The sequence below is a fragment of the Nocardia sp. NPDC004711 genome (genome assembly GCF_053601595.1).
In genome coordinates this window covers 129,899-155,312 of record NZ_JBSGCB010000003.1, presented here as the reverse complement: position 1 = coordinate 155,312, position 25,414 = coordinate 129,899, and the positions used below count along the sequence as shown (strand labels likewise).

Genomic DNA, 25,414 nt, shown 5'->3' with positions numbered 1-25,414 from the left:
AGCGAATTACGTTGTGGACAACACCGTTTCCGCTAGCCGCAGCCGCCCGGCAGCACCAGCGCCCCGACCGCGCCCACGCCCAGGTGCACCCCCAGGGTAGGGCCGAATTCGGCGATGATGACCTCCCGGATACCGGGAATCAGATCCCGCAGCTGACCCGCGATGGTGTTGGCGGCCTCCTCGGCCCCCAGATGCTGGACCGCGACCGCCGCCCCGTCCTCGCCCGCCGCATCCACCACGGCCGCAACGAGTTTGGTGAACGCCTTGGAGCGCGTGCGGGCCTTCTCGCGCAGTTCCAGCCGCCCGTTCACGATCTGGATGATCGGCTTGGTGACCAGCTCGGTGCCGAAGAACGCCGCGGCAGTGCTCAGCCGCCCGCCGCGCCGCAGCTGCTCGGTCCGGTTGACGACGATGAACGCGCGCCCGCGGCTGGCCGCCGCCACCGCCGAGTCGTACACGACATCGAGCGGCTCGCCCGCCCGTGCCCGGCGCGCCGCCACCAGCACCGGCAGCCCGGTACCCAGCCCGGCGCTCAGCGAGTCCACCAGCCGGATCCGATCGGCGGCATCCATGTCCCGCACGGCCTGCCGCCCGGCCTCCCAGGTGCCCGACAGCTGCCGCGAGATGTGCACGGCCACTACGCCGTCGCCGTCGGACAACTCCAGCGCCCGCTCGTAGACGCTGCGCAGATCACCGGGCGAGGCGGCCGAGGTGGTGACCTGGGAGGAGCCGTAGTCGATGTCGCAGTCGTCGATCCCCTCCCGAATCTCGCGATCGTCGACCAGCACGTGCAGCGGCACGGCCAGCACACCAAGATCAGCCGTGAGGCCGGCCGGCAGGCTGGCCGACGAGTCGGTCACCACCACCACGGTCATGCAGTGTGTACCTCGTCGGCCGTGGCCTCGGTCAGCACCTTCACCATGGCCCGCGCGACGGCGCTGTGGCCCTCCCAGCCCCAGTGGATGCCGTCCGGGTTGGCGGGGCCGTTGAACACGTTGTCGCGCACGGCGTCCCCGAGATCCACCAGCGGCACCGCGTGCTCGGCGGCCCAGGCCGACACGGCCCGCACCATGGGCTCGCGCCCGGTGTGCACCCCGGCGTAGGCCTCGCACTTGTGCACCGAGGGCAGCACCGCCACGAACGGCAGCTCGGGCCGCAGCTGGGCCAGCGAGTGCCGCGACTGCTCCAGGTAGTCGACGCTCACCGCGGGCGGTAGCGCCACCGGCCAGCCCAGCGGCGACAGCCTGGGCTGCACCCAGTTGTAGGCCTCGCGCACCCGCCGGCGCACCGAGGCCGGCCGCACATAGCGGATCAGCTCGCGCAGCGCGGTCGGCAGCGGCGAGGGCAGCGAGTCCATGCCGGCGGTCGCGAACACCACGGCCCCGGCCCGCGGCACCGCGGCCCAGATGCGCGGGTCGCCGATCAGCGCCCAGTAGGCGTCACGGCAGGTCCAGCCGATGCGGGCCACCAGTTCGACGTCCCAGTCCAGCTCGGCGGCAACCAGATTGGGCCAGATGCCGGGATGGTCGGCGGGCAGCCCGCCCTTGGGACCGAAGTAGGACAGCGAGTCCGCCACCACCACCAGCACCTTGCGCTGCGGTGAACCGTCCTGCGCGGGTTGGGCGTTCGGACTCTCAGAGGACATCAGGGGCTACCTTCGCGACCGCGTTCCACACATCCAGGCGCCAGCCGGGCTTGTCGATGCCGGGACCGTGGCTGGTCAGCTGCACCCAGCTGGTATTGGCCAGGCCGCCCAGGGCCGGCCAGTTCGCCTCGGGCAGGTCGAGCAGGGCCGCGGTCAGCGCCGCGATCAGACCGCCGTGCGCAACCAGCATGACGGTACGGCCGGGCCAGTCCTCCCGCGCGGCCAAGAGTTCCTTCACCACGGGCAGCGCTCGCGCCCCCACCTCGAGCTTGGATTCGCCGCCGGGCGGGGTGAAGCGGGCATCGAGCCGCCACGCCTTGCGGGCGCCCGGGTACTCGGCGTCGACCTGGTGGTGGTCCAGGCCCTCCCAGTCCCCGAGGTTGGTCTCGCGCAGGCGCTCGTCGGTGACGACCGGCATGGCCGCGCATTCGGCGACGGCGAGCGCGGTGTCGTGGGCGCGCTTGAGATCGGAGGAAACGATGGCGATCAGGTCGCTGGTCGCCATGTCGGGCGCGCAGTCCTTGGCCTGGCGTTTGCCGATGTCATCGAGTTCGGTGTCGATCTGGCCCTGCATGCGGTCGCCGGCGTTCCATTCGGTCTGTCCGTGCCGCAGCAGAATCAACCGGCGGACGCCGGCCATCTTGCTCACTCGTCGTCCCCGCCCTTGTCTTCCTCGGTCGTCGCGCGCGGATCGCCGATACCGTCGACCGGCACCGCCGGGCAGTCCTTCCACAGGCGCTCGAGGCCGTAGAAGTCGCGTTCGTCCTCGTGCTGGACGTGGACCACGATCTCGACGTAGTCCAGCAGCGCCCAGCGGCCCTCGCGGGTGCCCTCGCGGCGCACCGGCTTGTATCCGGCCTCGCGCAGCTTGTCCTCGATATTGTCGACGATCGCGTTGACCTGGCGCTCGTTGGGCGCGGACGCGATGACGAAGCAGTCGGTGATGACCAGCTGCTCGGAGACATCCAGCACGACCACGTCGGCGGCCAGCTTCTCGTCTGCGGCCCGTGCGGCCACCGTCGCCATCGAGACGGCTTCTGCCGATGCTGTCACCCTGCTACCTCTTCCCTGCGCACTTTCACGATGCACTGTCTTGCGGCACGTACAGGTGCCGTTTCGATATGTATTGGACGACCCCGTCCGGGACGAGGTACCAGACCGGCCGGCCCTCCCCCGCCCGCCGCCGGCATTCGCTCGACGAGATGGCCAGGGCCGGAATCTCGACCATCGTGACCGTGCCCTCCGGGTAGTCGCGGAGGTGGTCGGCGAGATGGTCGATATTCAATTCGTACCCCGGACGGGTCACGCCGACGAATTTCGCCAGCTCGAACAGTTCCGACCAATCCTGCCACGTCAGGATGCTGGCCAGCGCGTCCGCTCCGGTGATGAAGTACAGATCCGCGTCCGGGTGGAGTTCGGCCAGGTCGCGCAGGGTGTCGACGGTGTAGGTCTCCTTGCCGCGATCCACGTCGACGCGGCTCACCTGGAACCGGGGATTGGACGCGGTCGCGATGACCGTCATCAGATACCGGTCCTCGGCCGGGCTGACCGCGCGATCGCCCTTCTGCCACGGCTGACCGGTCGGTACGAAAATCACCTCGTCGAGGTCGAACCGATTCGCGACCTCACTGGCCGCGACCAGGTGCCCGTGGTGGATGGGGTCGAAGGTGCCGCCCATCACGCCCAGCTTGCGGCGGCCGTTCGTCTGCACGAAAAGCGAGCTTACCGGGGGCGATTGCGCCGCCCCCGCACCGGCGGGGCTCAGCCGGCCGGCCATCCGGATTCAGACCGGCAGCAGGCGGCCCACGAGGGCGGTCAGCTGGCGGGCCGAACGGCATTCGTGCATCTCGATGATGTCGGCGTAGCGGTCGGCGGCGGAATCGCCGGTGCCCCACATCTTCTCGGCCTCGGGGTTGAGCCAGTAGGCGTGCTTGGCGGTGTCGACCAGCTGCCGGAGGGTGTCCAGCGCCGGGTCGCGGTAGTTGGTGCGGGCGTCGCCGAGAATGAGCAGGGAGGTGCGGCTGGTGACGGCGTCGGGGAACCGCTCGGCGAAACCCTCCAGGGCCGAGCCGTAGTCGGAGTGGCCCTCGATGCCGACGACCTCGGCTTCGGTGAAGATGCGGCGGGTCAGCTGATCCAGCGGGGTGGCCGCGTCGAACAGCTGGGTGACCTCGTCGACGCGGTCCACGAAGGCGAAGATGCGGACCCGGGAGAACTGCTCGCGCAGGGCGTTCACCAGCAGCATGGTGAAGCTGGAGAAGCCCGCGACCGAGCCCGAGATGTCGCACAGCAGGACGAGATCGGGGCGGCCGGGCCGCGGCTTGCGGGTGACGAGATTCACTGGGACGCCGCCGGTGGACATCGATTTGCGCATGGTCTTGCGCAGATCGATCTCGCCGCGGCGGCCGCGCCGGCGGCGCGCGGCCAGGCGGGAGGCCAGGACCCGGGCCAGGCGCTGGCTGCTACGGCGCAGTTCGTCGAGTTCGGCCTGGGAGATGCGCAGGAAGTCGGCGTCCTCGGCCTGCCGGGCGACGCCGTAGGTGGCGACGCGCTCGCGGCCGATGCGCTCGGCCACCCGGCGGCGGGTCTCGGCTTCGACGGTGCTGCGGAAGTCCTTGATGCGGCCGCGGGCCGTGCGGCGGGCGACCTCGGTGTCGAAGTCGGAATTGTCCATGCCCTGGGCGAGGCCGGCGAGAATCCTGCTCACCAGCAGTTCCGGCTGGAGATCCTTCAGCGTCTGGTAGGCGGAGAAGGACGGCCCGCCCGCCGCCTGGTACTGGCCCATCTGGTCGACCATCTGCGCGGCCAGCGCCTGCAATTGCTGCGCCTGCTCGCCCGACGGGTCCTGGATCAGCAACTCCGCCAGCATCTTCCGCAGTTCGAGGATGTCGACCGACCCGTCCGGTTTGATCGGCAGCTCCACCTCTTCGGCCCCGGCCCGCTCCCCCAGCGCGGCCGGGAACCACAGGTCGAACATGCCGTCGAAGGTGGCGCGCTGGGTGGTGCGGCGCAGCAGCGCGCAGGCCAGGCCCTCACGCAGCGCCTCCCGGTCCATGAGGTCCAGGACGGTGAGAACCTGTCCGGCGTCCACGGTTTCGGACGGCCCGACCGGAATCCCCCGGCCGCGCAACGCCTCCACGAAGCCGACCAGATGCCCCGGCAGGCCGTGTTCGGCCGTCGGTCCCGGCACCTGCACCGGCTTGGCCGGCGTACCGCCCGAGATCGCCCGCATGGCGGCGGAAACCAGCCCGCGCGGCGAGTTCTCTTTGCCCTTCGAGGGCTCCGACGCCCCGGCCACGATCAGGCCAGCTTCAGCTCGGACTGCGCACGCACGTGATCGGCCTGGTGCTTCAGCACCACTCCGAGCGTGGCCCGCACGGTCTTGTCGTCGAGATCCTTTGCGCCCAAGGCCAGGAGCGTGCGCGCCCAGTCGATGGACTCCGCGACCGACGGCAGCTTCTTGAGCTGCATGCCGCGCAGCACGTGCACGATCCGCACCAGCTGCGCCGCCACCGCCGGCTTCAGCTCCGGCACCCGGCTGGCCAGGATGCGGCGCTCGAGCTCCTCGTCCGGGAAGTCGATGTGCAGGTAGAGGCAGCGCCGCTTGAGCGCCTCGGACAGCTCGCGGGTGGCATTGGAGGTGAGCACCACGAACGGCTTGCGGGTCGCGCTGATGGTGCCCAGTTCCGGCACGGTGACCGAGAAGTCGCTCAGTACCTCGAGCAGCAGGCCCTCGATCTCGACATCGGCCTTGTCGGTCTCGTCGATGAGCAGCACGGTCGGCTCGTCGCGCCGGATCGCGGTGAGCAGCGGGCGTTCCAGCAAGAACTCCTCGGTGAAGACGTCGGCCTTGGTTTCGGCCCAGTCGTTCTCCGAGGATGCCTGGATGCGCAGGATCTGCTTGGCGTGGTTCCACTCGTAGAGCGCCCGCGCCTCGTCCACGCCCTCGTAGCACTGCAGCCGCACCAGTTCCGCACCCGCGACCTGCGCGACGGCCTTGGACAGCTCGGTCTTGCCGACACCGGCCGGTCCCTCGATGAGCAGCGGCTTGCCGAGCCGGTCGGCGAGGAAAACCGAAGTGGCGGTGGCCTTGTCGGCCAGGTATCCGGTGCGGGCCAGCCGCTCGATCACATCGTCGACCGACGAGAAGATCGGCTCCTGGTTGGGTGCGGTGGTGGGAGCCACGGCGGTCCTTTCGTATCCAGCGGGTGCTAGACGGGGCGAATCTGCCCGTCGCCCCACACAATCCACTTGGTGGAGGTTAGTTCGGGCAGACCCATGGGTCCGCGGGCGTGCAGCTTCTGGGTCGAAATGCCGATCTCCGCACCGAATCCGAACTGCTCGCCGTCGGTGAAGGCGGTCGAGGCGTTGACCATGACGGCGGCGGCGTCGACGCGAGCGGTGAACTCGCGGGCGGCCTTCAGGTCGGCGGTCACGATGGCCTCGGTGTGGCCGGTGCCCCACTCGTTGATGTGCTCGACGGCCGCGTCGAGATCGTCGACGACCTTCAAAGCGATGTCCAGGGACAGGTATTCGTCGGCCCAGTCGGTGTCGGTGGCGGGCACCAGGCCCGGCAGGTCACCGTGAATGGTGACGCCCTTGTCCTCGAGGGCCTTGATCATGCGCGGCACCGCGGTCTCGGCGATGGCCCGGTCGATCAGCACCGTCTCGGCGGTATTGCACACCGAGGGCCGGCGGGTCTTGGCGTTGATCAGGATGGACTCGGCCATATCCAGATCGGCGTCCCGGTGGACGAATACGTGGCAGTTGCCGGTGCCGGTCTCGATGGTCGGCACCAGCGCGTCGCGCACCACCGCATTGATCAGGCCCGCGCCGCCGCGCGGGATCACCACGTCCACCAGGCCGCGTGCCTGGATCAGGTGGGTGACGCTGGAGCGGTCCTCCGCCGGGAGCAGCTGCACCGCGTCGGCCGGAAGCCCCTGCGCTGCAAGCGCTTCCCGCAGCACCCGGACCAATGCCGCATTGGACTTCGCCGCCGAGGACGAGCCGCGCAGCAGCGCCGCATTGCCCGACTTCAGCGCCAGCCCGAAGGCGTCGACGGTGACATTCGGCCGCGCCTCGTACACCATGCCCACCACACCCAGCGGCACCCGCACCTGGCGGATTTCGAGACCGTTGGGCAGCGTCGACCCGCGCACCACGTCGCCGACCGGATCCGGCAGCCCGGCCACCTGCCGCAGCCCCGAGGCGATGCCGTCGACGCGGGTCTCGGTCAGCCGCAGCCGATCCAGCAGCGACTCGGCGGTGCCACCCGCCCGGGCGATCTCGATGTCCTCGGCGTTGGCGGCGAGTACCGCGTCCTTGGCCGCGAGCAGCGCGTCGGCCGCGGCGTGCAGCGCGGCGTCCTTCTGCGCGGTGGTGAGCTGAGCGAGCGTCCGCGACGCCACCCGAGCCCGGCGCGCCGACTCGTGCACCACCTCGCGGACGGCGTCCCGATCTGTGGTCGTGGGAGCAGTCATAAGGACAGATTACTGATGACGATCTGCCGCCGGTCGGGGGCAGGTTGTTACCGTGAGCGCATGACCGCGAGCATCCGGTTGTCCTCGGGCACCGGCCGATGGGTTCTACTGGCCACCGTCCTCGGTTCGGGGATGGCCATGCTGGACGCGACCGTCGTGAATGTGGCACTGCCGCGGATCGGTGACGAGTTCGGCGCATCGATGGCGGGACTGCAGTGGACGGTCAACGCGTACACGCTGACGCTGGCCGGACTGATCCTGCTGGGCGGGTCGCTGGGTGACCGGTACGGGCGGCGGCGGGTGTTCCTGATCGGGGTGGTGTGGTTCGCCATCGCCTCCGCATTGTGCGGTGCGGCGCAAGACATTTCGATGCTCATCGCGGCCCGGGCCCTGCAGGGTGTGGGCGGTGCGCTGCTGACGCCCGGCTCACTGGCCATCATTCAGGCCTCGTTCCGGCCCGAGGAGCGGGCGCGCGCGGTCGGAGCCTGGTCCGGGCTGGGTGGCGTGGCCGGCGCCATCGGGCCGTTCCTGGGCGGGTGGCTGGTGGAGGCGGCCGGCTGGCGGTGGGTGTTCCTGCTCAATATCCCGCTGGCCGCGGTGGTGGTGGCGGTGACGGCCCGGCATGTGCCCGAGACCCGCGATGCCGAGGCGCACGGGAGGTTCGACGTGCTCGGCGCGGTGCTGGCGGCCTTGTGCCTGGCCGGGATCACTTACGCCCTGACCATGGCGCCCGAGCACGGTACGAGTCGAATCCTGGTGTGGGGCAGCGCGATCGCGGGCGTCGCCGCGGGTACGGGATTCGTGGTGGTGGAGCGGCGGCGGTCACGCGACGGCCAGGATCCCGCGGCCATGCTGCCCGTCGCCGTGTTCGCCGCCAAGCAGTTCACCGCGATCAATCTGGTCACCTTCGTCATGTACGGGGCCATGAGCGTGGTCTTCTTCCTGCTGGTGCTGACCCTGCAGGTGGTGGCCGGATTCACGCCGATCGCCGCGGGCACGGCCATGCTGCCGGTCACCGTTCTGATGCTGCTGTTCTCGGCCCGCTCCGGCGCGCTGGCCCAGCGCATCGGACCCCGCTGGCCGATCACCGTCGGTGTGCTGCTCGCCGCGACGGGCATGCTGCTGATGACCCGTATCGGCATCCACACCTCCTACCTGGTCGATGTGCTGCCCGCCGCACTGGTTTTCGGCTCGGGCCTGACGCTGGCGGTGGCGCCGCTGACCGCGACCGTCCTCGCCACCGCCGACGAACGCCATGCGGGCGTGGCCAGCGGTGTCAACAATGCGGTCGCCCGCGCCGCGGGTCTGCTGAGCGTGGCGGCCATTCCGCCCCTGGCCGGACTCACCGGTGCGGCGTACACCAATCCGCCCGACTTCGCCCACGGCTTCCACCTGGCCATCCTCACCTGCGCCATCCTCATGATCGCGGCCGCCGCCCTGGCCTACTTCACCGTTCGCGACGACGCCCTCCGCGCCGCCCCGCCCTCGTGTGAACCGGAGTGCCGCACCTTCTCCGCCGTCGCCAGCCCGCCCCTCGAACCCGACCACCACACCGCCCCGACCGGAAGCGAGCCCTCATGACCGCGCCCGAGCCGACCATCACCCAGGTCACCGACACCGTCCCCCAGTACTTCGCGATCAAGGTCGGCGATACCCGCGCCGGCCTGACCGCCTACGTCGATCACGGCCGCCAGCGCATCTTCTTCCACACCGAGATCGACGAGGCCTTCGCCGGTCAGGGCCTGGCCTCCAAACTCATCGGCGCCGCCCTCACCGCCACCCGAGCCGCCGGCAAATGCATCGTCCCCATTTGCCCCTTCGTCAAGGCCTACGTCGAAAAACACCACGACTTCGACGACATCCTCGACCCCGTCACCCCGCAGGCGACGTCCATCGTCGAATCCGCCCTCGGCTGAGCCGCCTGAACTACGGTCCGGACCATGGCGCGAATTGCGGTGGTGGGCAGCATCAATATGGATCTGGTGACGACCGTGGGGCGGCGGCCCGAGGCCGGAGAGACGGTGGCCGGGGACGGGTTCGCACTGGTTCCGGGTGGGAAGGGGTCGAATCAGGCGATCGCGGCGCGACGGGCGGGGGCCGAGGTCGAGTTCGTGGGGGCGGTCGGCGGGGATGTGTTCGCCGGCGCGCTGCGGAAGGTGTTGCATGAGGCGGGGGTTGGGGTCTCACGACTGCGCGAGGTCGAGGGGCCCAGTGGGATCGCGACGATCGTGGTGGACCGGAACGGCGAGAACACCATCATCGTGGTGGCGGGGGCCAATGGGCGGATGACGGAACTGACCACGGCGGACCTGGATACGATCGCCGCCGCGGATGTGCTCATGTGCCAGTTGGAGATTCCGATTCCCACGGTGCGCGCGGCCGCCCGGCACGCGCGGGCCGGTGGCACCACCGTGGTGCTGAATCCCTCACCGGTGCAAGAGCTTCCGGGCGAGTTGTGGGCCGAGGTCGATGTCGCTGTCGTCAATGAAGGTGAGGCGGCTCGACTGGCCGCCGCGCTCGCCGGCGTGCCGCACGTCATCACAACGCTGGGTGGCGCGGGGGCGAGCTATCGCGGTCCCGACGGCGCCGCGCTCTCCCATCCGGGGATTCGCGTGCAGGTCGTGGACACCACCGGTGCGGGCGACACCTTCACCGGGGCGCTGGCTGCCCACTGGCACGAAGGCCCCGCCACCGCGCTGGCCTGGGCCTGTACCGCGGGGGCGCTGGCCACGACGAAACTGGGTGCCAGTGCCTCGATTCCGGAGTCGGCGGAGGTCGAGCGCGCGCTCGCGGGGCCGGGGCGCGATAGCCGGGTGTGATGATGCGGTGAGGGTCTACGAAAGGGTGTGGCATGTCGCTGCGGCACGGGTTGCTGGGGTTGCTCGCGGAGGGGCCGGCCAGCGGGTACGACCTGGCCCAGCGGTTCCAGGAGGCGCTGGGGCCGGTGTGGCCGGCGCGGCATCCGAAGATCTATGCCGAGCTCGGGCGGCTGGCGGAGGCCGGAATGATCGAGCTGGACAGCGAAGGGGCGCGGGGGCGCAAGGCGTACCGGATCACCGAGGCCGGGCTGGCCGAGGTGCGGCGGTGGCTGGTCGAGGACGAGGTCGATCACACCCTGCGGTTGGAACCGCTGCTGCGGTCGTTCTTCTTCTGGCTGATGGAGCCGAAGGATCTGGGCGAGCACCTGGATCGCGAGGGGCGGTTCTTCAGCGATACCGCAGCCATGTACCGCGAACTGGCCATGGCCAAGGACCGCGGCGAGTTCGGCACCGATCCGCACGACAGGTCCAAGCGGATCGCGGTCGAGGCGGGCATCCGGTTGTACGAGGCGCTGGCCGAATGGGCCGAATGGGCGCGCGACGAGATCGACGACGATCGGTAAACACCTAGGCCGCACCGGGATTCGAATTGATCGGGATATTCGCGACCGCTGACATGTACCTTGGGACATGTACTCTTGTTCATATACCCGGGTATGCGTATCAACCGCGATTCGATCCGAGCCTTCACATGACAACAGCCACTTCGGCGTGCGCGGCGTCCGGTTCCTCGGCCCCATCGGCGCGAGCAAGGCGGCGCTGCAGTCGTATTCGAACCGCCGCCGCGACGGCGTAGCGGGCACCGGGAACAGATGGCGGCGATCCGCCATTTCCACCGACGTGGACATTCGACCAAAAAGTTGAACCCGACGAATGTCCGCACCGTTTGACATCGGCATCGCACACCAGAATCAGGAGATGGGCCAATGGATTTGAGACTGGGCGGCAGAACCGCGCTCGTGACCGGCGCGTCGGCGGGCATCGGTGCGGAGATCGCGCGGGTACTCGCCGCGGAGGGCTGCCATCTGCATCTGGCCGCCCGCAACAAGGAGCGACTGGACGAGATCGGCGAGCAACTGCGCGCCGAGTACGGGGTGCAGGTGCGCTCCCACCCGGTGGACCTGCGGTCGGCCGAGGATCTCACCGGGCTGGCGGACGCGGTCGGCGCTCCGGACATCCTGGTCAACAATGCCGGCGACATTCCGGCCGGACCCCTGGCGGCGGTCGACGCCGAAACCTGGCGGCACGCATGGGAGCTCAAGGTCTTCGGCTACATCGACCTGAGCCGCCGCGTCTACGCGGACATGAAGCAGCGCGCCGGCGGCGTCATCGTGAACGTCATCGGTTCGGCGGGCGAGCGGCCCGATGCCGAGTACATCGCGGGCAGCACCGGCAATGCGGCGCTCATGGCGTTCACCCGCGCGCTGGGCAGCCGCAGCTGGCGCGACGGCATCCGGGTGGTCGGCATCAATCCGGGCCCGGTGGCCACCTCGCGCATCACCACACTCATCGAGACCAATGCCCGCTTCGCCGAGATGGCGGCGGACTTCCCCTTCGGCCGCCCGGCCCATCCGCGTGAAATCGCCGATATGGCAGCGTTTCTCGCCTCGGATCGGTCCGGCTACACCACCGGCACCATCGTCACCATCGACGGCGGCCTGAGCCTGATCTGAGGCTCAGGCGACCGAGGTCGTTTTGCCCGTATGCAGGGCGACCAGGTCGGCCATCTGCTGGCCGGCCCGTTCCAGGGGTGCGGTCGAGCGGGTCGCCAGCGACATGACGACCGCGCCCTCGACCGCCGCGATGATGGTGGTCGCCAGGGAGCGGGCGGTGGCGGGTTCCACAGCCTCGGCCTCGAGCCGGTCGGCGAGGATGTCCTCCCACTCGCCGAAGGTCTCCCCCGCCACGTCGGCCGCCTCGGGCGATTCCGAGCGGCCGAGCGCCGCGGCCACGATCGGGCAGCCCGCGGTGAAGTCGCTCGCAACCAGCACGTCCCGCCACAGGGCCGGGAAGGCGGCGATGGCGCCGGCCAGATCGGTGCCGGCGGTGACGGTTCGGATGAGTGCGCTGGTGGCCTGTCCGGCGGTCCGGGTGGCCTCGGCGACCAGTTCGGATTTGCCGCCCGGGAAGTTCAGGTAGATCGACCGGCGGGAGATGCCGCTGTGCTCGAGCAGCTGCGCGATGCCGGTCCCGGCGATGCCATTGCACCGCATCAGGGCGATGGCGCTGTCGATGAGGCGGTCGCGGGCACCCATGGACGGTTCCTCCTTGCTCTATACCGATCGGTGTACTACCGTTTTCGGATATACCGATTGGTCTACTCAGTGTAGTCCGCCGCTCAACTCTTCGACGAGGAATCGGGGCCACACCATGCCGTCAGCATCCACCGCGCGACAGTCGACGCTGCACGATCCCCTGCCGCTGGCCAGCGGTCAGGTGCTAACCAACCGGATCATGAAATCCGCCCTCAGCGAAGGGCTGGCCAACGGCGACAATGCCCCCGACTCGCGACTGGACCGACTGTACGGCCGCTGGAGCCGTGGCGGCTACGGCCTCATCGTCACCGGCAATGTCATGGTCGACCGCCGCCACTGCGGCGAACCCGGCAATGTGGCCATCGAGGACGAGCGGCATCTGGCGGCCCTCACCCGCTGGGCCAAGGTCGCCAAGGACGGCGGCGCCAAGGTCTGGGTGCAGCTGAATCATCCCGGACGGCAGGCCAATCCGATCGTCACCCGCACCCGCACGGTCGCACCCTCGGCCATCGCCATGGGCATCCCCGGCGTGCCCGCCCCGCGCGAGCTGACCGAGGACGAGATCCTCGACATCATCGCCCGCTTCGGCCGCGCCGCCCGGGTCGCCGAGGCCGCCGGATTCGACGGTGTCCAGATCCACGGCGCGCACGGCTATCTGGTCTCGCAGTTCCTGTCCCCGCTGTCGAATCAGCGCACCGACGCCTGGGGCGGCGGTGCCGAGCGGCGGCGGCAATTCGTGGTCGAGGTGGCGCGCAGCATCCGCGCGGCGGTGAGCCCGGGCTTCGGGCTGGGCATCAAACTCAATTCGGCCGACTTCCAGCGCGGCGGCTTCACCGAGGACGAGTCGCGCACCGTCATCGAGGAGCTGTCCGGCGAGCAGGTGGACCTGTTCGAAATCAGCGGCGGCAGTTACGAATCCCCCGCCATGATGGGCCGGCCGCGCACGGCCTCGGCCAGCACCCGCGCCCGCGAGGCGTACTTCCTGGACTACGCCGAGACCGCCCGGCAGGCCGCGGGCTCGGTCCCGATCGCGGTGACCGGCGGTTTCCGCTCCCGCGCCGCCATGTCCGACGCACTGGCCGGCGGCACCTGTGACCTGGTCGGCCTGGGCCGCCCCACGGCCGTGATCCCCAGCGCCGCAGCCGATCTGCTCACCGAGCGCACCGACGCCCTACGCCCGCCGCACATCTCGCTGGGCCTGCCCCCGCGTCTGGCCGCCAATGGCGGCCTGAAGTCCTTCGACGGCGCGCTCGACCTGCAGTGGCACACCGATCAGCTGCACCGGCTCGGCGCGGGCAAGGATCCTGATCCGGACCGCTCACCCTGGCTGACGGCGGTGACCATGCTGCGCCGCAACGGCTTCGACGCCTTCCGCAGCAAGCGATCCGCTGCCCCGAGCACCACCGCCGACCGGGCGGCCCGCAAGTTCCGCGCCGAGCGCGCCATGGGCCGCTACGTGATGAACCCGACCATCCGCGCCCTGGACCGGATCGGCATCCGCACCGCCTTCGCCAGCGAGATCGAAACCGTCGGCCGCAAGTCCGGGCAGCCGCGTCGCGTGCCGGTGTCGCTGCTGTTCGACGACGAGGGCGCGTGGGCCATCTGCCAGCACGGCCTGCGGTCGGGCTGGGGCCTGAACCTCACGGCCAACCCGAATGTCCGTGTCCGCCAGGGTGACAACTGGCGCACCGGCACCGCCGTGCTGCTCCCCGACGACGATGTGGTGGCCCGCGCCCGCACCTTCGCCCCACATCCGGCACTGGCCCCGTTCACCCGCGGCTTCTTCGCGGCGCTGGAGAGCGATCCGGTGACGGTCCGGATCACCTTCACCGATCGATAGTCCGGCGGCATTTCATCGTAATCGGGAATTTATTTCCGTGTGATATGGTGAAAGCGAAATCGAATTCTCCTGTCTACCATCGGGTCTCGCGGTTGTGATTACCGATATTGGGCTGCCGCGCATCCTTACGTGGAGGGAGAATTCGATGGACAACGGCTCGACGGACAACAGGGGCCCGAGCCGGACCGCGATGATAGCGGCGGCCGGGCGCGCGGCGCATCTGATCGTGGATCGCCCACCGCATCTGTTCCAGGACACCGTGGCCGAGACGCTGCTGGGCGAGCGGGCCGCCGAACTCGTCTCCTATCACCGGGAGTTCGGCGATCACCCGGTACTCAGCGGCACCAGATCCCAGGTCAGCGCCCGCAGTCACTACACCGAGGCCCGGCTGGCGGCCGGCGAGTTCGAGCAGTACGTGATCCTCGGCGCGGGCCTGGACACCTTCGCCTACCGCTCGCCCCTGGCGGGGCGGGTCGCGGTCTACGAGGTGGACCATCCCGCCACCCAGGCGTGGAAGCGGGAATTGCTCGCCGCCGCCGGAATCGGCGTCGCCACGGCCGAATTCGTCGGCGTCGATTTCGAACGCGACGACCTGGCGGCGGAATTGACCGCCCACGGCTTCGACCCGAATCGGCCCGCCCTGGTGAGCTGGCTGGGCGTCACCATGTATCTGACCGAATCGGCGATCGGCGCCACCCTGGGCACGCTCTCGGGCTGGGCGGCCGGCACCGAATTAGTGATGGAGTACGCGCTGTTACCGGAGCTGCGCGACGCATCCGGCCGTGTCTTCGCCGAATTCGCGCTCGCCGCCACCGCCGAACAGGGCGAGCCGCTGCTCAGCTTCTTCTCACCCGAGTCCGTGACAGCGCTGCTCGATCGGCACGGATTCACTGTGGCCGAACACATTTCGCAGCGCGCCGCCGTCGACGCCGCCCTGTGGCAGCGCGCGGACGGCCTGCACCCGGTCGACTTCTGCCGGCTGGTGCGCGCTCACATTCCGGGACGGACCAGGATCTGAATGTGATCGTCGGGATTGCGCAGTGACTCGATGGCGCCCGCGACCCCGTCCAGCCCCACCTGATCGGTGATGAGCGAGGCGGCGTCCACGGTGCCATCGGCGATGCGGCGCAGGGTCTTCGCGTACTCCTCGTGCGGGTACACCATGCACATCTGGAGCGAGATGTCCTTGTAGATGCCGACGATGGGCCGGATGACGTCGTCGGTCATGACCGCGCCGATCTGCAGGATGGCCGTCTCGCGCGGGACCTTGTACATGAGGTCGTTGAGCAGTCCCGGCACCGAGGCGCACACCCACACGTGCAGCTGCTGCCCCGGCGCGGACAGCTCCTGCCACACCTCGACCGGATCCTCGACGGCCGGATCCACCACCCGGTGCGCGCCCAGCCGCAGCGCGGCCTCCCGGCGCAGCTTCGACGGATCCGAGGCCACGATGGGTGCGACGCCGCGCTCGGCCAGCGCGGCCACCGCACCCAGACCGACCGGCCCGCAACCGATCACGATCCCGGTCCCGTCCGGCCCGATGCCGGTGCGCGCCACATTGCCGAACCCGACCGCCAGCGGCTCGGTCAGGGCGGCGACATGCGGCGGCACATGCTCGGGAATGGGCTCGAGCGCCATGGCCTGCAACACCATGCGCTCGCCGAAGCCGCCCGGGAACTCGTTGGAGTATCCGACGCCGTGGATCCCGCCCGCGGCGTCCAGCGCCCAGGGCAGCGCGACCACGTGTTGCCCTGCCACGAACGGCGTGTCCGGTCCGGCGCCGATGACCCGGGCGGCCAGCTCGTGGCCCAGCACCAGGTCCCGGTGCGGATCGAACAGGAAGGTCGGCACGCCGCTGTCGCGCGAAGCCTGCAGGAACTCGTCGGTGTGGTCGAGCGCCTGCTTGTCGGATCCGCAGATCCCGCAGGCAATGGTCTCGACCAGCACCTGCCCGGGTCCGGGGACCGGTTCGGGCACCTCGTCGACCACGAGTTTCCGATTCCGCATGACTACCGCACGCATGTCACTGTCCTTCCGTGCCGGGAGCGCGGGTGCGGGTGGGTCAGCCCCTAGCCCACTCGTGACCCCAGTAGCTGTCTGCGGTCATCTCCTCGGCGACGTAGTCGTCGCCGACGAGCATGCCCTCGCAACCGAATTCGAGATCCCAGCCGCCCGGCGTCCGGACGTAGAAGGAGATCATCTTGTCGTTGGTGTGGCGGCCCAGCGTGGAGGACAGGTGGTAGCCCGCCTTGTTCACGCGGTCCAGGGCGCGGCCCACATCGTCGAGCGAGTCCACCTCGACCATGACGTGCACGATGCCCGGGCCGTCCGGCCGCGAGCCCGGGATGAGCGCCAGGCTGTGATGGCGGGCATTGACGCCCATGAAGCGGATCCAGATCGGATGATCGGGCGGGCCCACCCGGAACGAGCCGCGGGAGGCGAAGCCCAGCACCTCGGTGTAGAACTTGCGCGCCTCCTCGATATCGCGCACCGGCAGCACCACGTGGCCCAGACCCAGGTCCCCGGTGACGAACCGGTTGCCGAACTTGCCGACCACCGGGCTGTGGTCCAGCAGCGGGCCGTGGAAGACCTCGATGGTGAACCCGGACGGATCGACGAAGGCGATGGCCTCCTCGACGTGCCGGTTGGCGGCCTCGGCGAGCGTCAGCGTGGTGACCGCGACGCCGGCCTTCTCCAGGATCTCGCGCACCAGCTCCAGCGAGCGCCGGTCGGCGACCTGCCAGCCGACGGCGATGACCGCGTCGCGGTCGCCGGGCACCAGCTCGAGCCGGTAGGTGTGCTCGTCGACGCGCAGGTACACCGAATCGGCGTTCGGGCCGGAGCCCTCGGCGAAACCGATGGTGTCGAAGGCGAATGCGCGCCAGGCGTCCACATCGGCGATCTGGGCGCGCACGTAGCCGAGCGAGGCGAAGGCAGCCATGGTGATACTCCTCGGGAGATTCGGGATATCAGGAATAGGTGACGGTGACGTCGTCGGTGACCGGAACGGCCTGGCAGGCGAGCACATAGCCGTCGGCGATGTCCTCCTCCTCCAGGATTTCATTGCGGCGCATGCTCACCTCGCCGGAGACCACCCGGCACACGCAGGCGCTGCACGCGCCCTCCTTGCACGAGTACGGGGCGTCCAGGCCCTTGGCGAGCATGGTGTCGAGCAGGGTCTGCTGCCGCGGCCAGGTCAGCTCGTGGTTCTCGCCGTCGAGCTCGACCCGCGCGAGGGCGGCGTCACCGTCGTCGGCCACCACCTCGGTTGCGGCCGTGTCGATCTCGAACGGGTTGCCCGACAGCGAGACGAACTTCTCCGAGTGGACGCGCTTGCGGTCCGCGCCGAGCTCGGCCATCGCAGCCGCGACCGCGTCCATGAACGGACCGGGACCGCAGACGAAAACCTCCCGGCCCGCCCATGGACGCGCCATCGCGGCCAGACCGGCCACGCTCGGCAAGCCCTGCACCGACTGCAGCCAGTGCAGCACCAGGAGTCGATCCGGGTGCGCGGCAGCCAGTTCCGCGAGCTCCTCGGCGAAGATAACCGAATTCTCGTGCTGGTTGGCGTAAATCAGCGTGCAGTGGCCGGAGCCCTGTGCCAGCACGGATTTCAGGATGGACAGCACCGGCGTCACGCCGCTGCCTCCGGCGAACAACAGCAGGTCGGTATCCAGCGAGTCCGGGGTGAAGATGCCGGCGGGCGGCAGCACGTCCAGGGTCAGGCCCTCGGTGGCGTTGTCGCACAGCCAGTTCGAGCCGTAGCCGTCGACGGTCCGCTTCACGGTGACCTTCAGCGGACCGCCCTCGTGCGGCGCGCTCGACAGCGAGTAGCAGCGGCTCACCGACCCGGTGAGATCGCTGGGGATGCGCAGGGTCAGGAACTGTCCCGGACGATACGAGAACCGATCGGCGTGCGCGGCGTCCGGCGCCAGCTCGAGCGACACCGCGTCGGCCGTCTCGCGCACCACGCGCACGATCCGCACCGATGTGATCCCGCTCACCTGCGCGGCTTCCACAGCCGCGTCCACCTCGAAGTCCGTGACCGTCATCCGTTCCACCAGTTCCATTCCTGTGCTGTCAGTTTCGACCCCGTCCCGGAGGGGTACCCGCTACTCGGGGCCGACCGCCGACGATGTCGGGAGGCCCACCCGGAGGCCGCCGACCGCAGCCGGCGACTCCACTCAGGCCAGAGTTCGCCCGCGAGTGCGCACGTCCACGTCACGCGTGCTGACGGTCAACGCACCCGAGGCGACGGCCTCGTCGATGCTGGCCCGCAGCACCGGGCACGTGTGAGCTCGCAGTCCGGTGTCCGCGAGTTCCGTGCAGGCGGCCTGCGCGTCCCTGTTCCACTGCACGCTGGTGTGCTGGTCGCTGTACTTCTCCACCAGCACGCAGGTCCCGCAGGACCGGCACGAAACCTTGTCCATGGCAGCGTCTCTCAGCCCTGCGCCACGGCGTCCGAGACGTTGCTCGCAACGGCGGCTTCGCGCTTGGCGATATTGTCGGCGACCTCGGCCTCCCACGCGGTGACCGCGCGGGTGGTGTCCACCTCGTACTCGAAGCGGTCGGTCATCTCGTCCTTGACCTCGGCCGTGTCCACGTAGAACTGCTCGTACCAGCGACGCAGCTGGTAGACCGGCCCGTCCTCCTCGCACAGCAGCGGATTGTTGATGCGCGACTTGCGCTTCCAGATGGCCGCGTCCTGCTCGAAGCCCTTGCCCAGGCCGCCCACGAACTTTTCGGCGATCTCCTGCGCCTGCGCGGCGGGCACGCCCGCCGGCTTCTTGGCGATCGCGCCGTACATGAGCACGAACTGGTTCTCGCTGATCGGGTAGTGGCAGTTGATCAGATAACCCTCGACGACCAGCCCGTTCGGGCTCTCGCTCTTCAGGTAGTCGATCATGTAGGAAGGCCCGTAGTAGGAGGCCTCCGACTGCAGGACGTTCTTGCCACCCAGCGCCTTGGCGGTCTCGCCCATCATGTCCTCACGCGACACGGAGGTCATGTACTGGCTGGCGGTGTGGCCCTCGAAGACGTTCTTGAAGAAGGTCGGGAAGCCGTAGTGCACGTAGAAGAAGTGCGCCATGTCCACGACATTGTCGACGACCTCGCGGCAGTTGGCGTCGACGATCATCGAGTTCCAGGTCCAGTCGGTCCACTCGTCGTCGAAGGCGGCGTCGATGCGCGGGATCGCCAGCTCGGACGGCGGCTGCTTGCCCTCCGGGTCGTTCCAGACGAACAGCATCTTGTTCTCGACCATGGTCGGCCACGCCTTGGTGCGGGCCAGCGGGGGCACGCGGCGCGCGTACGGGATGCCGGTGCACTTGCCCTTGCCGTTCCAGCGCCAGTCGTGGAACGGGCAGGCGATGGAGTCGCCCTTGACGGTGCCGTCGGCCAGGTTGCCGCCCATGTGGGGGCAGTACGCGTTGAGCACGTTGAGGGTGCCGTCCTCGGCCGCGAACACCACGATCTCGGTGCCGAAAGCCTTGACGGTGTGCGGCTTTCCATCGCGGAAGGAGTCGGCCAGGCCCAGGCAGTGCCAGCCGCGCGCGAATCGCGCCGGGGGCTTGCCCGCGTCGATGACCCGCACCTCACCGTCCATGGTGGTCATGTGAATTCCTCTCCCTTGCCTTGCTTCGATGGTTGCGGCCGATGTGACGGCGACGACAGCGCAGTCTCACTGGCCGGGCTGTGACTACTGATGGACGAGACGACCGCGCCGGCCGATGGCCGGGACGACTACGCCCAGTGATGCTCGGGACAACCGTGCCTACTGCGTGTCGAGACGACCGAACGCCGCGCGGTAGAACAGCAGCGGCTTCGCCTCGGAATGCTCATTCAAGCAGGTCACGCGGCCGATGACGATGGTGTGGTCGCCGCCGTCGGCTTCGTCGTACAGCTCGCAGTCGATGGAGGCCATGGCCCCGGCGAGCAAGGGCGAGCCGTTCTCCGAGGCGGTCCACTCCACGCCCGCGAACTTGTCGGCGCCCGGACGCCCGAGCTGACGGCAGATCTCGGCCTGATCGTCGGCCAGGATGTTCACGCAGAACCGGCCCACCTCACGGATCCTCGGCCAGGTGCTCGAGGTCCGCGCCGGGAAGAAGCTCACCAGCGGCGGATCGATGGACAGCGATGCGAACGACTGGCACGCGAAGCCGAGGGGTTCGTCCTCGGCAAGGGCGGTGATCACGGTGACTCCCGAGCAGAACCTGCCGAGAACGGTCTTGAATGCCGTCGCGTCGATGGCCGGTGTCCGGCCGCCGGGCACATTGACACCAGTAAGCACCGGCGCCTCCTTATTTCGATCCGAAATATAGCTAGCAGTCATGACAGCAGGTCGCGCGCAGGAGGCGTCAACTCCGTGGTTCGGTGATCGGGACATGGATGCGTAGGTTTTACGTAGTTCTCCCGATTCCGCAGGTTGTGGCACGAGGCACTGTGATGGGTAGCACAAGCTCCGAACTAGGTACATGCCTAATCGGAATAGTCCTAGACTGGATATGAACCAACGGAGGTACATATGTCCGTCACCATGCTGCCCCCGGCGGAGACTCGACACCCACACAACCCCATGCGCGCCAAGGAATCTCGCGCCAGCGCTGAAGTTCCCGTCTCGATGATCGAGCGGATGACCTTGATCCTGGACGCATTCGACGCATCCACCCCCACCCTCACGCTGCTCGGCCTGGTCGAGCGCACCGGGCTGCCGCGGTCCACCGTGCACCGGATCCTCGACCAGATGATCAAGCTGCGCTGGCTGGCCCACACCTCGGGCGGCTACCGGCTGGGCATGCGCGCACTCGAGCTCGGCGGACTCACCGCCGACCACAACGAGATTCGTGATGCCGTGTCCCCGCTGCTGCACGAGCTGAGCCAGCGCACCGGCATGGTCGGACACCTGGCCGTCCTCGACGGCCGCGACGTGGTCTACCTGGACAAGGCCGGCGGCCGCTTCGCCGCCAGCCTGCCCACCCGACTGGGTGGCCGGATGCCCGCGCACGCCACCGCGCTCGGCAAGGCGATGCTCGCCTGCCTGGAGCCGAACATCGCCGAGGCCGCGCTGCGTACCCGGCTGCCGCGCCTGACCCCGCGCACCATCTGTGAGCCCGAGGCGCTCTCGCGCGAGCTGCAGCAGATCCGCATGCGGCAGGGCGTGGCCATCGACCGAGAGGAGGCCGTCGCCGGAATCGCCTGTGTCGCAGCGCCGCTGCGGGGCCGCGGCACCGCGCCCGCCGCGCTGTCGCTGTCCGGGCGCGCCGACGGCATGAGCTACGACCGGCTGGCCCGCGTCGTGCTCGAGGTCGCGCACGAGGCCGGCCGCACCCTGTTCCCGCGTCGCGCCCACTGGCGTTGAGCGGAGCCAGGGCATGCGGGGGCGATACAGTTCGATCATGACCGATGGCGTGCCTGCCGAAGAGGCGCAGGCGATTCCGGAACTTCCCACAACGGCGTGGGCGGTTCTCGGAATGCTCTCGCACGCCGAAGAACTGTCCGGATACGACCTGAAGAAATGGGCCGACTGGAGTCTGCAGTTCTTCTATTGGAGTCCGTCGTTCAGCCAGATCTACGCCGAGCTCAAGCGTTTGGAAAAGCACGGTTACGCGACCTCCCGGACCGTGGTGTCCGAGGACGGCATGCGTGGCAAACGCATGTACGCCATTACCGAGAGCGGGCGTGAGGCGGCGTCGAACTGGGTCAACCACTCCCCTGTCGAGGCCCCCGTTCTCAAGCACAGCGTGATGCTGCGGGCCTGGCTGGGGCACCTGGCCGAGCCCGAGCGTATGCGCGAGATCCTCACCCAGCACATCGAATACACCGAGACCATGCGGCGGCGCGCACAGGCCGACGCCGAGGGCGCGGATGTGAATCCGGACTGGGCATATCCCAGCGCGGTATTGCGCTGGTGCGTCAAGCATTACGAGGCCGAAAAGGAATTCGCCGAGGACCTGCTGGCGGATTTGGACAAATTGGCGAGACAGCGTAGCCGCCGGAAGCCTGCGAAGAAGCAGAATTCCAGCGATTCCCACTGAACGGACTTGGTGATAGTCGGCGCCCAGCGGCCGTGACACGGTTCACACGATCGTGTTACTACCCACCCTGGAGGACGCCACATGTCCACCTCCGTCGACACCGCGGTGCCACCGAGTCCCGCGCCTGACGAATCCGGGCGCCTCGACGGCGCCTCCAATCTGAGGATCTGGTCGGTCCTCGCGGTCATCGTGCTGTTCACCGAGGTCTCCCCGATGCAGTACGTCATGGTCGCGTCGGCACTGCGACAGATCGCGCCCACCTTCCCCGACCAGGGCGCGAACATCAACTGGGCCATCATCGTCTTCGGCATCTTCGGCGCCGCCGTGTCCCCGCTGATCGGAAAGCTCAGCGACATCTGGGGCAAGAAGAAGATGTTCCTGGTCTGCGGTGTGCTGTTCCTCATCGGCACGGCCCTGTGCGCCGTCACCAGCAACTGGGCGGTGTTCCTCGTGGGCCGCGCGCTGGAGGCGACGGCCATCGCGACGACCGTGGTGTCCTACGGACTGATCCGGGACCTGATGCCGCGCAGGCTGGTTCCCGTCGGCCTCGGCATCGCCTCCACGGGTCTGGGCGTGTCCGCCCTCGCCGGTCCGCTGATCGGCGGCTACATCACCGATCACTACAGCTGGCGCGGACTGTTCTGGTTCCTGTTCGTCTTCACCGTGATCATGATTCCGCTGCTGATCATCGTGGTGCCGGAGTCGAAGCTGCGCACCCCGCAGCGCCTGGACATCATCGGCGCGGTGCTGCTCGGCGCGGGCGCCACTCTCACCCTGCTGTACCTGGACAAGGGCCAGGACTGGGGCTGGACCAAGCCCTCCACACTGGCGTGGCTGATCGGCGGCCTGGTGCTGCTCGCCCTGTTCCCGATCGTGGAAATGCGTGCCAAGCAACCGATCATGGACATGAAGCTGCTGTTCAACCCGCGCGTCAGCGTGGTGCTGTTCATCGGTCTGCTGGCCTCGTTCATGATCGGCTACCAGTCCTACGCGACCGGCTACATGACCCAGTCGCCGCCGTCCGATCAGGTTGTGGCGCAGGTCAAGGACGCCACCTGGGATCAGGTGAAGGCCGGTGCCCTGGCCCAGGCACAGGCGCAGGCTCTCACTCAGGCGCGAGCACAGGGTCTCGCCGCGGCCGAGGCACAGGCCAAGGCTGCGCTGCCGCCCGGCATGGACCTGCCGCCGGATGTGGTCAAGAAGCTGACGGACACGGTGAATGCGCAGGTGACACCCGAGGTCGTGAACGCGCAGGTGCCGCCGGAGATGGTGTACCAGCACTTGCCGCCGGACATGGTCAAGGTGGATCTGCAGCCGGGCTACAGCTACGGCGACAACTTCTCGCTGCTGAAGTACGCCACCCACGTGACCCTCGCACAATCGTTGATCGCCATGATCTTCGGCTTCCTGGGCGGCCTGTGGATCCGGCGCTCGGGCGCCCGCTGGCCACTGGTGACGGCACTGGTCATCTTCGTCGGCAGCGGCCTGGCCTATGCGGGGCTCTCGCACGGCTGGCAGACGCAGGCGCTGATCAGCGCGGTGTACGGCATCGCCTTCGCGCTGTACTACGCATCCACGCCGAACCTGATCGTGGAAGGCGTGCCGGCGAAACAGCAGGGCATCAGTGCGGGCATGCTGGGCGTCATGCAGGCCATGGGCGCCGGTATCGGCCTCGCGGTGGCCACCGCGTTCCTGACCGCGAATCCGGTCAAGGCCGTGGTGTCGGTGGCGGGCCAGGCGCCGGTCACCAAGGACATCCCGCTGCTCTACGCCGACAAGGGCTACGAGATCAGCTTCTACTTCGTGGCCATCTCGGCCGCGGTGGCACTGATCGGAACGCTCATCATGAAGCACGGCCGGACTCCGGCCACCGGTGGTGCCGCGCACTGACACTCGTGTGAGGCACTGACAACCGAATGAACAACGGCCCGGAGGCGATTCGCCTCCGGGCCGTTGTGGCGTACTGGAAAACTCCGTCACCACTATGGCCCGAGGCGTGCACTGACCGCACTTTCCTGACCGCTGAGCGGGACCTCACCTCGTTGTTCCGCACTCGTCATATTTCGATTGGAAATAGGTCGCCAGCCCGTGCGGCCGGAGGAGGTGGTCGACGATGACCGGTGAACTCGACTCGATCGCAGCCGCGGTGGCGGCGGTGGCCCGCGGCGGCATGGTGCTGGTCGTGGACGACGAGAACCGCGAGAACGAAGGCGATCTGATCCTGGCCGCCGAGCACGCGACCGCGGAGAACATCGCGTTCCTGGTGCGGCACACCAGCGGGGTGCTCTGCGTGCCGATGGCCGGCGAGGACTGCGACCGTCTCCAACTGCCGCCGATGACCTCGATCAACGAGGATCCCAAGGGCACCGCCTACACCGTCTCGGTGGACGCCGTCTCCGGTGTCAGCACCGGCATTTCGGCCGCCGACCGCGCCTGCACCATGCGCCTGCTGGCCGACCCGCGCACCACCGCGGCCCAGCTCTCCCGGCCCGGGCACGTGTTCCCGCTGCGCGCGAATCCCCGTGGCGTGCTGGGCCGTCCGGGCCACACCGAGGCCGCCGTCGATCTGATGCGGCTGGCCGGGCTGCGTCCGGCCGGTGTCATCGCCGAGGTCGTCGATGACGACGGCAGCATGGCGCGGCTGCCCGAGCTGCTGGTCATGGCGCGCGAATGGGGTATCCCGCTCGTCTCCATCGCCGACCTGATCGCACATCGGAAACAGCTGGAGCACGGCATCATCCGCGAGGTCGAGACGCGGCTGCCCACCCGCTTCGGCGACTTCCGCGTCTACGGCTACTCCGACGCCCACACCGGCGCCGAACACCTCGCCCTCGTCCACGGCGACCCGTCGGGCGAGAACACGCTCGCCCGAGTGCATTCCGAATGCCTCACCGGCGACGCCTTCGGCTCGCTGCGCTGCGACTGCGGCGAGCAACTCGACGCCGCTCTGGAGGCCGTCGCCGAGGCCGGGCGCGGCGTCATCGTCTACCTGCGCGGCCAGGAGGGCCGGGGCATCGGGCTGCTCAACAAGCTCCGCGCCTACGAACTCCAGGACGCGGGCGCGGACACCGTGGATGCGAACGTCCGCCTGGGCCTGCCCATCGACGCCCGCGACTACGGTGCCGCCGCCCGCATCCTCGCCGATCTGGGGGTACGGTCGGTGCGCCTGCTCAGCAACAACCCGGCGAAGCAGTCGGGCTTGCAGGCCAATGGCATCGCGGTGCACGCGCGGATCCCCCTGCAGACCCAGCCGACCGAGCACAATGTGCACTACCTCGCGACCAAGCGCGATCGGATGAGCCATCAGCTCCCCCATATCCCCGCGGTCGGGTAGCCGTATCC

Annotated in this window: 26 protein-coding genes; 11 read left to right on the top strand and 15 right to left on the bottom strand. The window is 69.0% G+C overall.

Annotated features, from left to right (window positions below; translation table 11 throughout):
* Window positions 1-32: 32 nt before the first annotated feature.
* The 8 genes from ACWEKS_RS03775 to ACWEKS_RS03740 form a co-directional block, all read right to left on the bottom strand.
* Entirely contained in the window at window positions 33-875 is an 843-nt protein-coding gene (locus ACWEKS_RS03775; protein ID WP_452338644.1) for a DegV family protein, read from the bottom strand.
* Window positions 872-1,645, bottom strand: a complete 774-nt coding sequence (gene octT, locus ACWEKS_RS03770; RefSeq protein WP_452338643.1) for a diglucosylglycerate octanoyltransferase — start codon at window positions 1,643-1,645, stop codon at window positions 872-874. Before octT ends, ACWEKS_RS03775 begins: the two co-directional genes overlap by 4 nt.
* The gene (locus ACWEKS_RS03765; RefSeq protein WP_452338774.1) at window positions 1,635-2,285 is read right to left on the bottom strand and encodes a histidine phosphatase family protein; all 651 of its coding nucleotides are present in this window, start codon (window positions 2,283-2,285) and stop codon (window positions 1,635-1,637) included. Before ACWEKS_RS03765 ends, octT begins: the two co-directional genes overlap by 11 nt.
* Before the next feature lie 5 nt (window positions 2,286-2,290).
* On the bottom strand, window positions 2,291-2,698 hold the full coding sequence (gene rsfS, locus ACWEKS_RS03760; RefSeq protein ID WP_379382356.1) for a ribosome silencing factor: 408 nt from the start codon (window positions 2,696-2,698) through the stop codon (window positions 2,291-2,293).
* A gap of 25 nt (window positions 2,699-2,723) precedes the next feature.
* Window positions 2,724-3,356 (bottom strand): nicotinate-nucleotide adenylyltransferase, encoded by a 633-nt coding sequence (nadD, locus tag ACWEKS_RS03755; RefSeq protein WP_452338642.1) that lies wholly within the window; start codon window positions 3,354-3,356, stop codon window positions 2,724-2,726.
* A 72-nt stretch (window positions 3,357-3,428) separates the two neighbouring features.
* The gene (locus ACWEKS_RS03750; protein WP_452338773.1) at window positions 3,429-4,877 is read right to left on the bottom strand and encodes a vWA domain-containing protein; all 1,449 of its coding nucleotides are present in this window, start codon (window positions 4,875-4,877) and stop codon (window positions 3,429-3,431) included.
* Between the two features lie 68 nt (window positions 4,878-4,945).
* Window positions 4,946-5,830, bottom strand: coding sequence for an AAA family ATPase (locus tag ACWEKS_RS03745; protein WP_379382360.1), 885 nt, complete (start codon window positions 5,828-5,830; stop codon window positions 4,946-4,948).
* 26 nt (window positions 5,831-5,856) lie between these two features.
* Window positions 5,857-7,125, bottom strand: a complete 1,269-nt coding sequence (locus tag ACWEKS_RS03740; protein WP_452338641.1) for a glutamate-5-semialdehyde dehydrogenase — start codon at window positions 7,123-7,125, stop codon at window positions 5,857-5,859.
* A 60-nt stretch (window positions 7,126-7,185) separates the two neighbouring features.
* Between ACWEKS_RS03740 and ACWEKS_RS03735 the strand changes: the two genes are divergently transcribed.
* The 5 genes from ACWEKS_RS03735 (at window position 7,186) to ACWEKS_RS03715 (ending at window position 11,617) form a co-directional block, all read left to right on the top strand.
* Window positions 7,186-8,706 carry an MFS transporter gene (locus ACWEKS_RS03735; RefSeq protein WP_452338640.1) on the top strand — a complete coding sequence of 507 codons (1,521 nt, stop codon included), beginning with the start codon at window positions 7,186-7,188 and terminating at the stop codon, window positions 8,704-8,706.
* Window positions 8,703-9,041, top strand: a complete 339-nt coding sequence (locus ACWEKS_RS03730) for a GNAT family N-acetyltransferase (RefSeq protein WP_452338639.1) — start codon at window positions 8,703-8,705, stop codon at window positions 9,039-9,041. Before ACWEKS_RS03735 ends, ACWEKS_RS03730 begins: the two co-directional genes overlap by 4 nt.
* 24 nt (window positions 9,042-9,065) lie before the next feature.
* The gene (locus ACWEKS_RS03725) at window positions 9,066-9,944 is read left to right on the top strand and encodes a ribokinase (protein WP_452338638.1); all 879 of its coding nucleotides are present in this window, start codon (window positions 9,066-9,068) and stop codon (window positions 9,942-9,944) included.
* A gap of 32 nt (window positions 9,945-9,976) precedes the next feature.
* Complete coding sequence (locus tag ACWEKS_RS03720; protein ID WP_452338637.1) at window positions 9,977-10,507, top strand: PadR family transcriptional regulator; 531 nt, start codon at window positions 9,977-9,979, stop codon at window positions 10,505-10,507.
* Between the two features lie 363 nt (window positions 10,508-10,870).
* The gene (locus ACWEKS_RS03715) at window positions 10,871-11,617 is read left to right on the top strand and encodes a short-chain dehydrogenase/reductase (protein ID WP_452338636.1); all 747 of its coding nucleotides are present in this window, start codon (window positions 10,871-10,873) and stop codon (window positions 11,615-11,617) included.
* Window positions 11,618-11,620: 3 nt separating this feature from the next.
* On the opposite strand, the gene ACWEKS_RS03710 is transcribed toward ACWEKS_RS03715, so the two are convergent.
* Window positions 11,621-12,199, bottom strand: coding sequence for a TetR/AcrR family transcriptional regulator (locus tag ACWEKS_RS03710; RefSeq protein ID WP_452338635.1), 579 nt, complete (start codon window positions 12,197-12,199; stop codon window positions 11,621-11,623).
* 115 nt (window positions 12,200-12,314) lie between these two features.
* Here ACWEKS_RS03710 and ACWEKS_RS03705 point away from each other — a divergent pair, with 115 nt between their 5' ends.
* Window positions 12,315-14,039: a nitroreductase family deazaflavin-dependent oxidoreductase gene (locus tag ACWEKS_RS03705; protein ID WP_452338634.1), complete on the top strand. Its 1,725-nt coding sequence runs from the start codon at window positions 12,315-12,317 to the stop codon at window positions 14,037-14,039.
* Window positions 14,040-14,184: 145 nt separating this feature from the next.
* Entirely contained in the window at window positions 14,185-15,057 is an 873-nt protein-coding gene (locus tag ACWEKS_RS03700; RefSeq protein ID WP_452338633.1) for a class I SAM-dependent methyltransferase, read from the top strand.
* Here ACWEKS_RS03700 and ACWEKS_RS03695 read toward each other — a convergent pair.
* The 6 genes from ACWEKS_RS03695 to ACWEKS_RS03670 all read right to left on the bottom strand — a co-directional run bounded on the left by ACWEKS_RS03695 (window position 15,030) and on the right by ACWEKS_RS03670 (window position 20,328).
* Window positions 15,030-16,061 (bottom strand): zinc-binding dehydrogenase, encoded by a 1,032-nt coding sequence (locus ACWEKS_RS03695; RefSeq protein WP_452338632.1) that lies wholly within the window; start codon window positions 16,059-16,061, stop codon window positions 15,030-15,032. The genes ACWEKS_RS03700 and ACWEKS_RS03695 overlap by 28 nt on opposite strands.
* Before the next feature lie 40 nt (window positions 16,062-16,101).
* Window positions 16,102-16,980 carry a VOC family protein gene (locus ACWEKS_RS03690; protein WP_452338631.1) on the bottom strand — a complete coding sequence of 293 codons (879 nt, stop codon included), beginning with the start codon at window positions 16,978-16,980 and terminating at the stop codon, window positions 16,102-16,104.
* Window positions 16,981-17,008: 28 nt separating this feature from the next.
* Window positions 17,009-18,091, bottom strand: a complete 1,083-nt coding sequence (locus ACWEKS_RS03685) for a 2Fe-2S iron-sulfur cluster-binding protein (protein ID WP_379426252.1) — start codon at window positions 18,089-18,091, stop codon at window positions 17,009-17,011.
* Between the two features lie 132 nt (window positions 18,092-18,223).
* Entirely contained in the window at window positions 18,224-18,469 is a 246-nt protein-coding gene (locus ACWEKS_RS03680) for a hypothetical protein (RefSeq protein WP_452338630.1), read from the bottom strand.
* A gap of 11 nt (window positions 18,470-18,480) precedes the next feature.
* Entirely contained in the window at window positions 18,481-19,653 is a 1,173-nt protein-coding gene (locus ACWEKS_RS03675; protein ID WP_452338629.1) for a Rieske 2Fe-2S domain-containing protein, read from the bottom strand.
* Window positions 19,654-19,812: 159 nt separating this feature from the next.
* Complete coding sequence (locus ACWEKS_RS03670; protein ID WP_452338628.1) at window positions 19,813-20,328, bottom strand: flavin reductase family protein; 516 nt, start codon at window positions 20,326-20,328, stop codon at window positions 19,813-19,815.
* A gap of 234 nt (window positions 20,329-20,562) precedes the next feature.
* Here ACWEKS_RS03670 and ACWEKS_RS03665 point away from each other — a divergent pair, with 234 nt between their 5' ends.
* From ACWEKS_RS03665 to ACWEKS_RS03650, 4 genes are all read left to right on the top strand, one after another.
* Window positions 20,563-21,396 carry an IclR family transcriptional regulator gene (locus tag ACWEKS_RS03665; RefSeq protein WP_354834982.1) on the top strand — a complete coding sequence of 278 codons (834 nt, stop codon included), beginning with the start codon at window positions 20,563-20,565 and terminating at the stop codon, window positions 21,394-21,396.
* A gap of 37 nt (window positions 21,397-21,433) precedes the next feature.
* Window positions 21,434-22,072 (top strand): PadR family transcriptional regulator, encoded by a 639-nt coding sequence (locus ACWEKS_RS03660; protein ID WP_452338627.1) that lies wholly within the window; start codon window positions 21,434-21,436, stop codon window positions 22,070-22,072.
* 81 nt (window positions 22,073-22,153) lie between these two features.
* A complete protein-coding gene (locus ACWEKS_RS03655; RefSeq protein WP_452338626.1) occupies window positions 22,154-23,962 on the top strand; it encodes an MFS transporter in 1,809 nt (602 codons plus the stop codon).
* 223 nt (window positions 23,963-24,185) lie between these two features.
* A complete protein-coding gene (locus ACWEKS_RS03650; RefSeq protein WP_452338625.1) occupies window positions 24,186-25,406 on the top strand; it encodes a bifunctional 3,4-dihydroxy-2-butanone-4-phosphate synthase/GTP cyclohydrolase II in 1,221 nt (406 codons plus the stop codon).
* Window positions 25,407-25,414 lie beyond the last annotated feature (8 nt).

Excerpts from the sequence above, each read along its gene's own strand:
- ACWEKS_RS03680 (WP_452338630.1), bottom strand. The coding sequence starts at position 18,469 with ATGGACAAGGTTTCGTGCCGGTCCTGCGGGACCTGCGTGCTGGTGGAG.
- ACWEKS_RS03695 (WP_452338632.1), bottom strand. The coding sequence starts at position 16,061 with ATGCGTGCGGTAGTCATGCGGAATCGGAAACTCGTGGTCGACGAGGTG.
- ACWEKS_RS03650 (WP_452338625.1), top strand. The coding sequence starts at position 24,186 with ATGACCGGTGAACTCGACTCGATCGCAGCCGCGGTGGCGGCGGTGGCC.
- ACWEKS_RS03720 (WP_452338637.1), top strand. The coding sequence starts at position 9,977 with ATGTCGCTGCGGCACGGGTTGCTGGGGTTGCTCGCGGAGGGGCCGGCC.
- ACWEKS_RS03675 (WP_452338629.1), bottom strand. The coding sequence starts at position 19,653 with ATGACCACCATGGACGGTGAGGTGCGGGTCATCGACGCGGGCAAGCCC.
- ACWEKS_RS03700 (WP_452338633.1), top strand. The coding sequence starts at position 14,185 with ATGGACAACGGCTCGACGGACAACAGGGGCCCGAGCCGGACCGCGATG.
- ACWEKS_RS03710 (WP_452338635.1), bottom strand. The coding sequence starts at position 12,199 with ATGGGTGCCCGCGACCGCCTCATCGACAGCGCCATCGCCCTGATGCGG.
- ACWEKS_RS03765 (WP_452338774.1), bottom strand. The coding sequence starts at position 2,285 with ATGGCCGGCGTCCGCCGGTTGATTCTGCTGCGGCACGGACAGACCGAA.
- ACWEKS_RS03685 (WP_379426252.1), bottom strand. The coding sequence starts at position 18,091 with ATGACGGTCACGGACTTCGAGGTGGACGCGGCTGTGGAAGCCGCGCAG.
- ACWEKS_RS03740 (WP_452338641.1), bottom strand. The coding sequence starts at position 7,125 with ATGACTGCTCCCACGACCACAGATCGGGACGCCGTCCGCGAGGTGGTG.
- octT (WP_452338643.1), bottom strand. The coding sequence starts at position 1,645 with ATGTCCTCTGAGAGTCCGAACGCCCAACCCGCGCAGGACGGTTCACCG.
- ACWEKS_RS03750 (WP_452338773.1), bottom strand. The coding sequence starts at position 4,877 with ATGCGGGCGATCTCGGGCGGTACGCCGGCCAAGCCGGTGCAGGTGCCG.
- ACWEKS_RS03665 (WP_354834982.1), top strand. The coding sequence starts at position 20,563 with ATGTCCGTCACCATGCTGCCCCCGGCGGAGACTCGACACCCACACAAC.
- ACWEKS_RS03690 (WP_452338631.1), bottom strand. The coding sequence starts at position 16,980 with ATGGCTGCCTTCGCCTCGCTCGGCTACGTGCGCGCCCAGATCGCCGAT.
- ACWEKS_RS03660 (WP_452338627.1), top strand. The coding sequence starts at position 21,434 with ATGACCGATGGCGTGCCTGCCGAAGAGGCGCAGGCGATTCCGGAACTT.
- ACWEKS_RS03715 (WP_452338636.1), top strand. The coding sequence starts at position 10,871 with ATGGATTTGAGACTGGGCGGCAGAACCGCGCTCGTGACCGGCGCGTCG.
- ACWEKS_RS03655 (WP_452338626.1), top strand. The coding sequence starts at position 22,154 with ATGTCCACCTCCGTCGACACCGCGGTGCCACCGAGTCCCGCGCCTGAC.
- ACWEKS_RS03725 (WP_452338638.1), top strand. The coding sequence starts at position 9,066 with ATGGCGCGAATTGCGGTGGTGGGCAGCATCAATATGGATCTGGTGACG.
- ACWEKS_RS03705 (WP_452338634.1), top strand. The coding sequence starts at position 12,315 with ATGCCGTCAGCATCCACCGCGCGACAGTCGACGCTGCACGATCCCCTG.
- ACWEKS_RS03735 (WP_452338640.1), top strand. The coding sequence starts at position 7,186 with ATGACCGCGAGCATCCGGTTGTCCTCGGGCACCGGCCGATGGGTTCTA.
- ACWEKS_RS03775 (WP_452338644.1), bottom strand. The coding sequence starts at position 875 with ATGACCGTGGTGGTGGTGACCGACTCGTCGGCCAGCCTGCCGGCCGGC.
- ACWEKS_RS03730 (WP_452338639.1), top strand. The coding sequence starts at position 8,703 with ATGACCGCGCCCGAGCCGACCATCACCCAGGTCACCGACACCGTCCCC.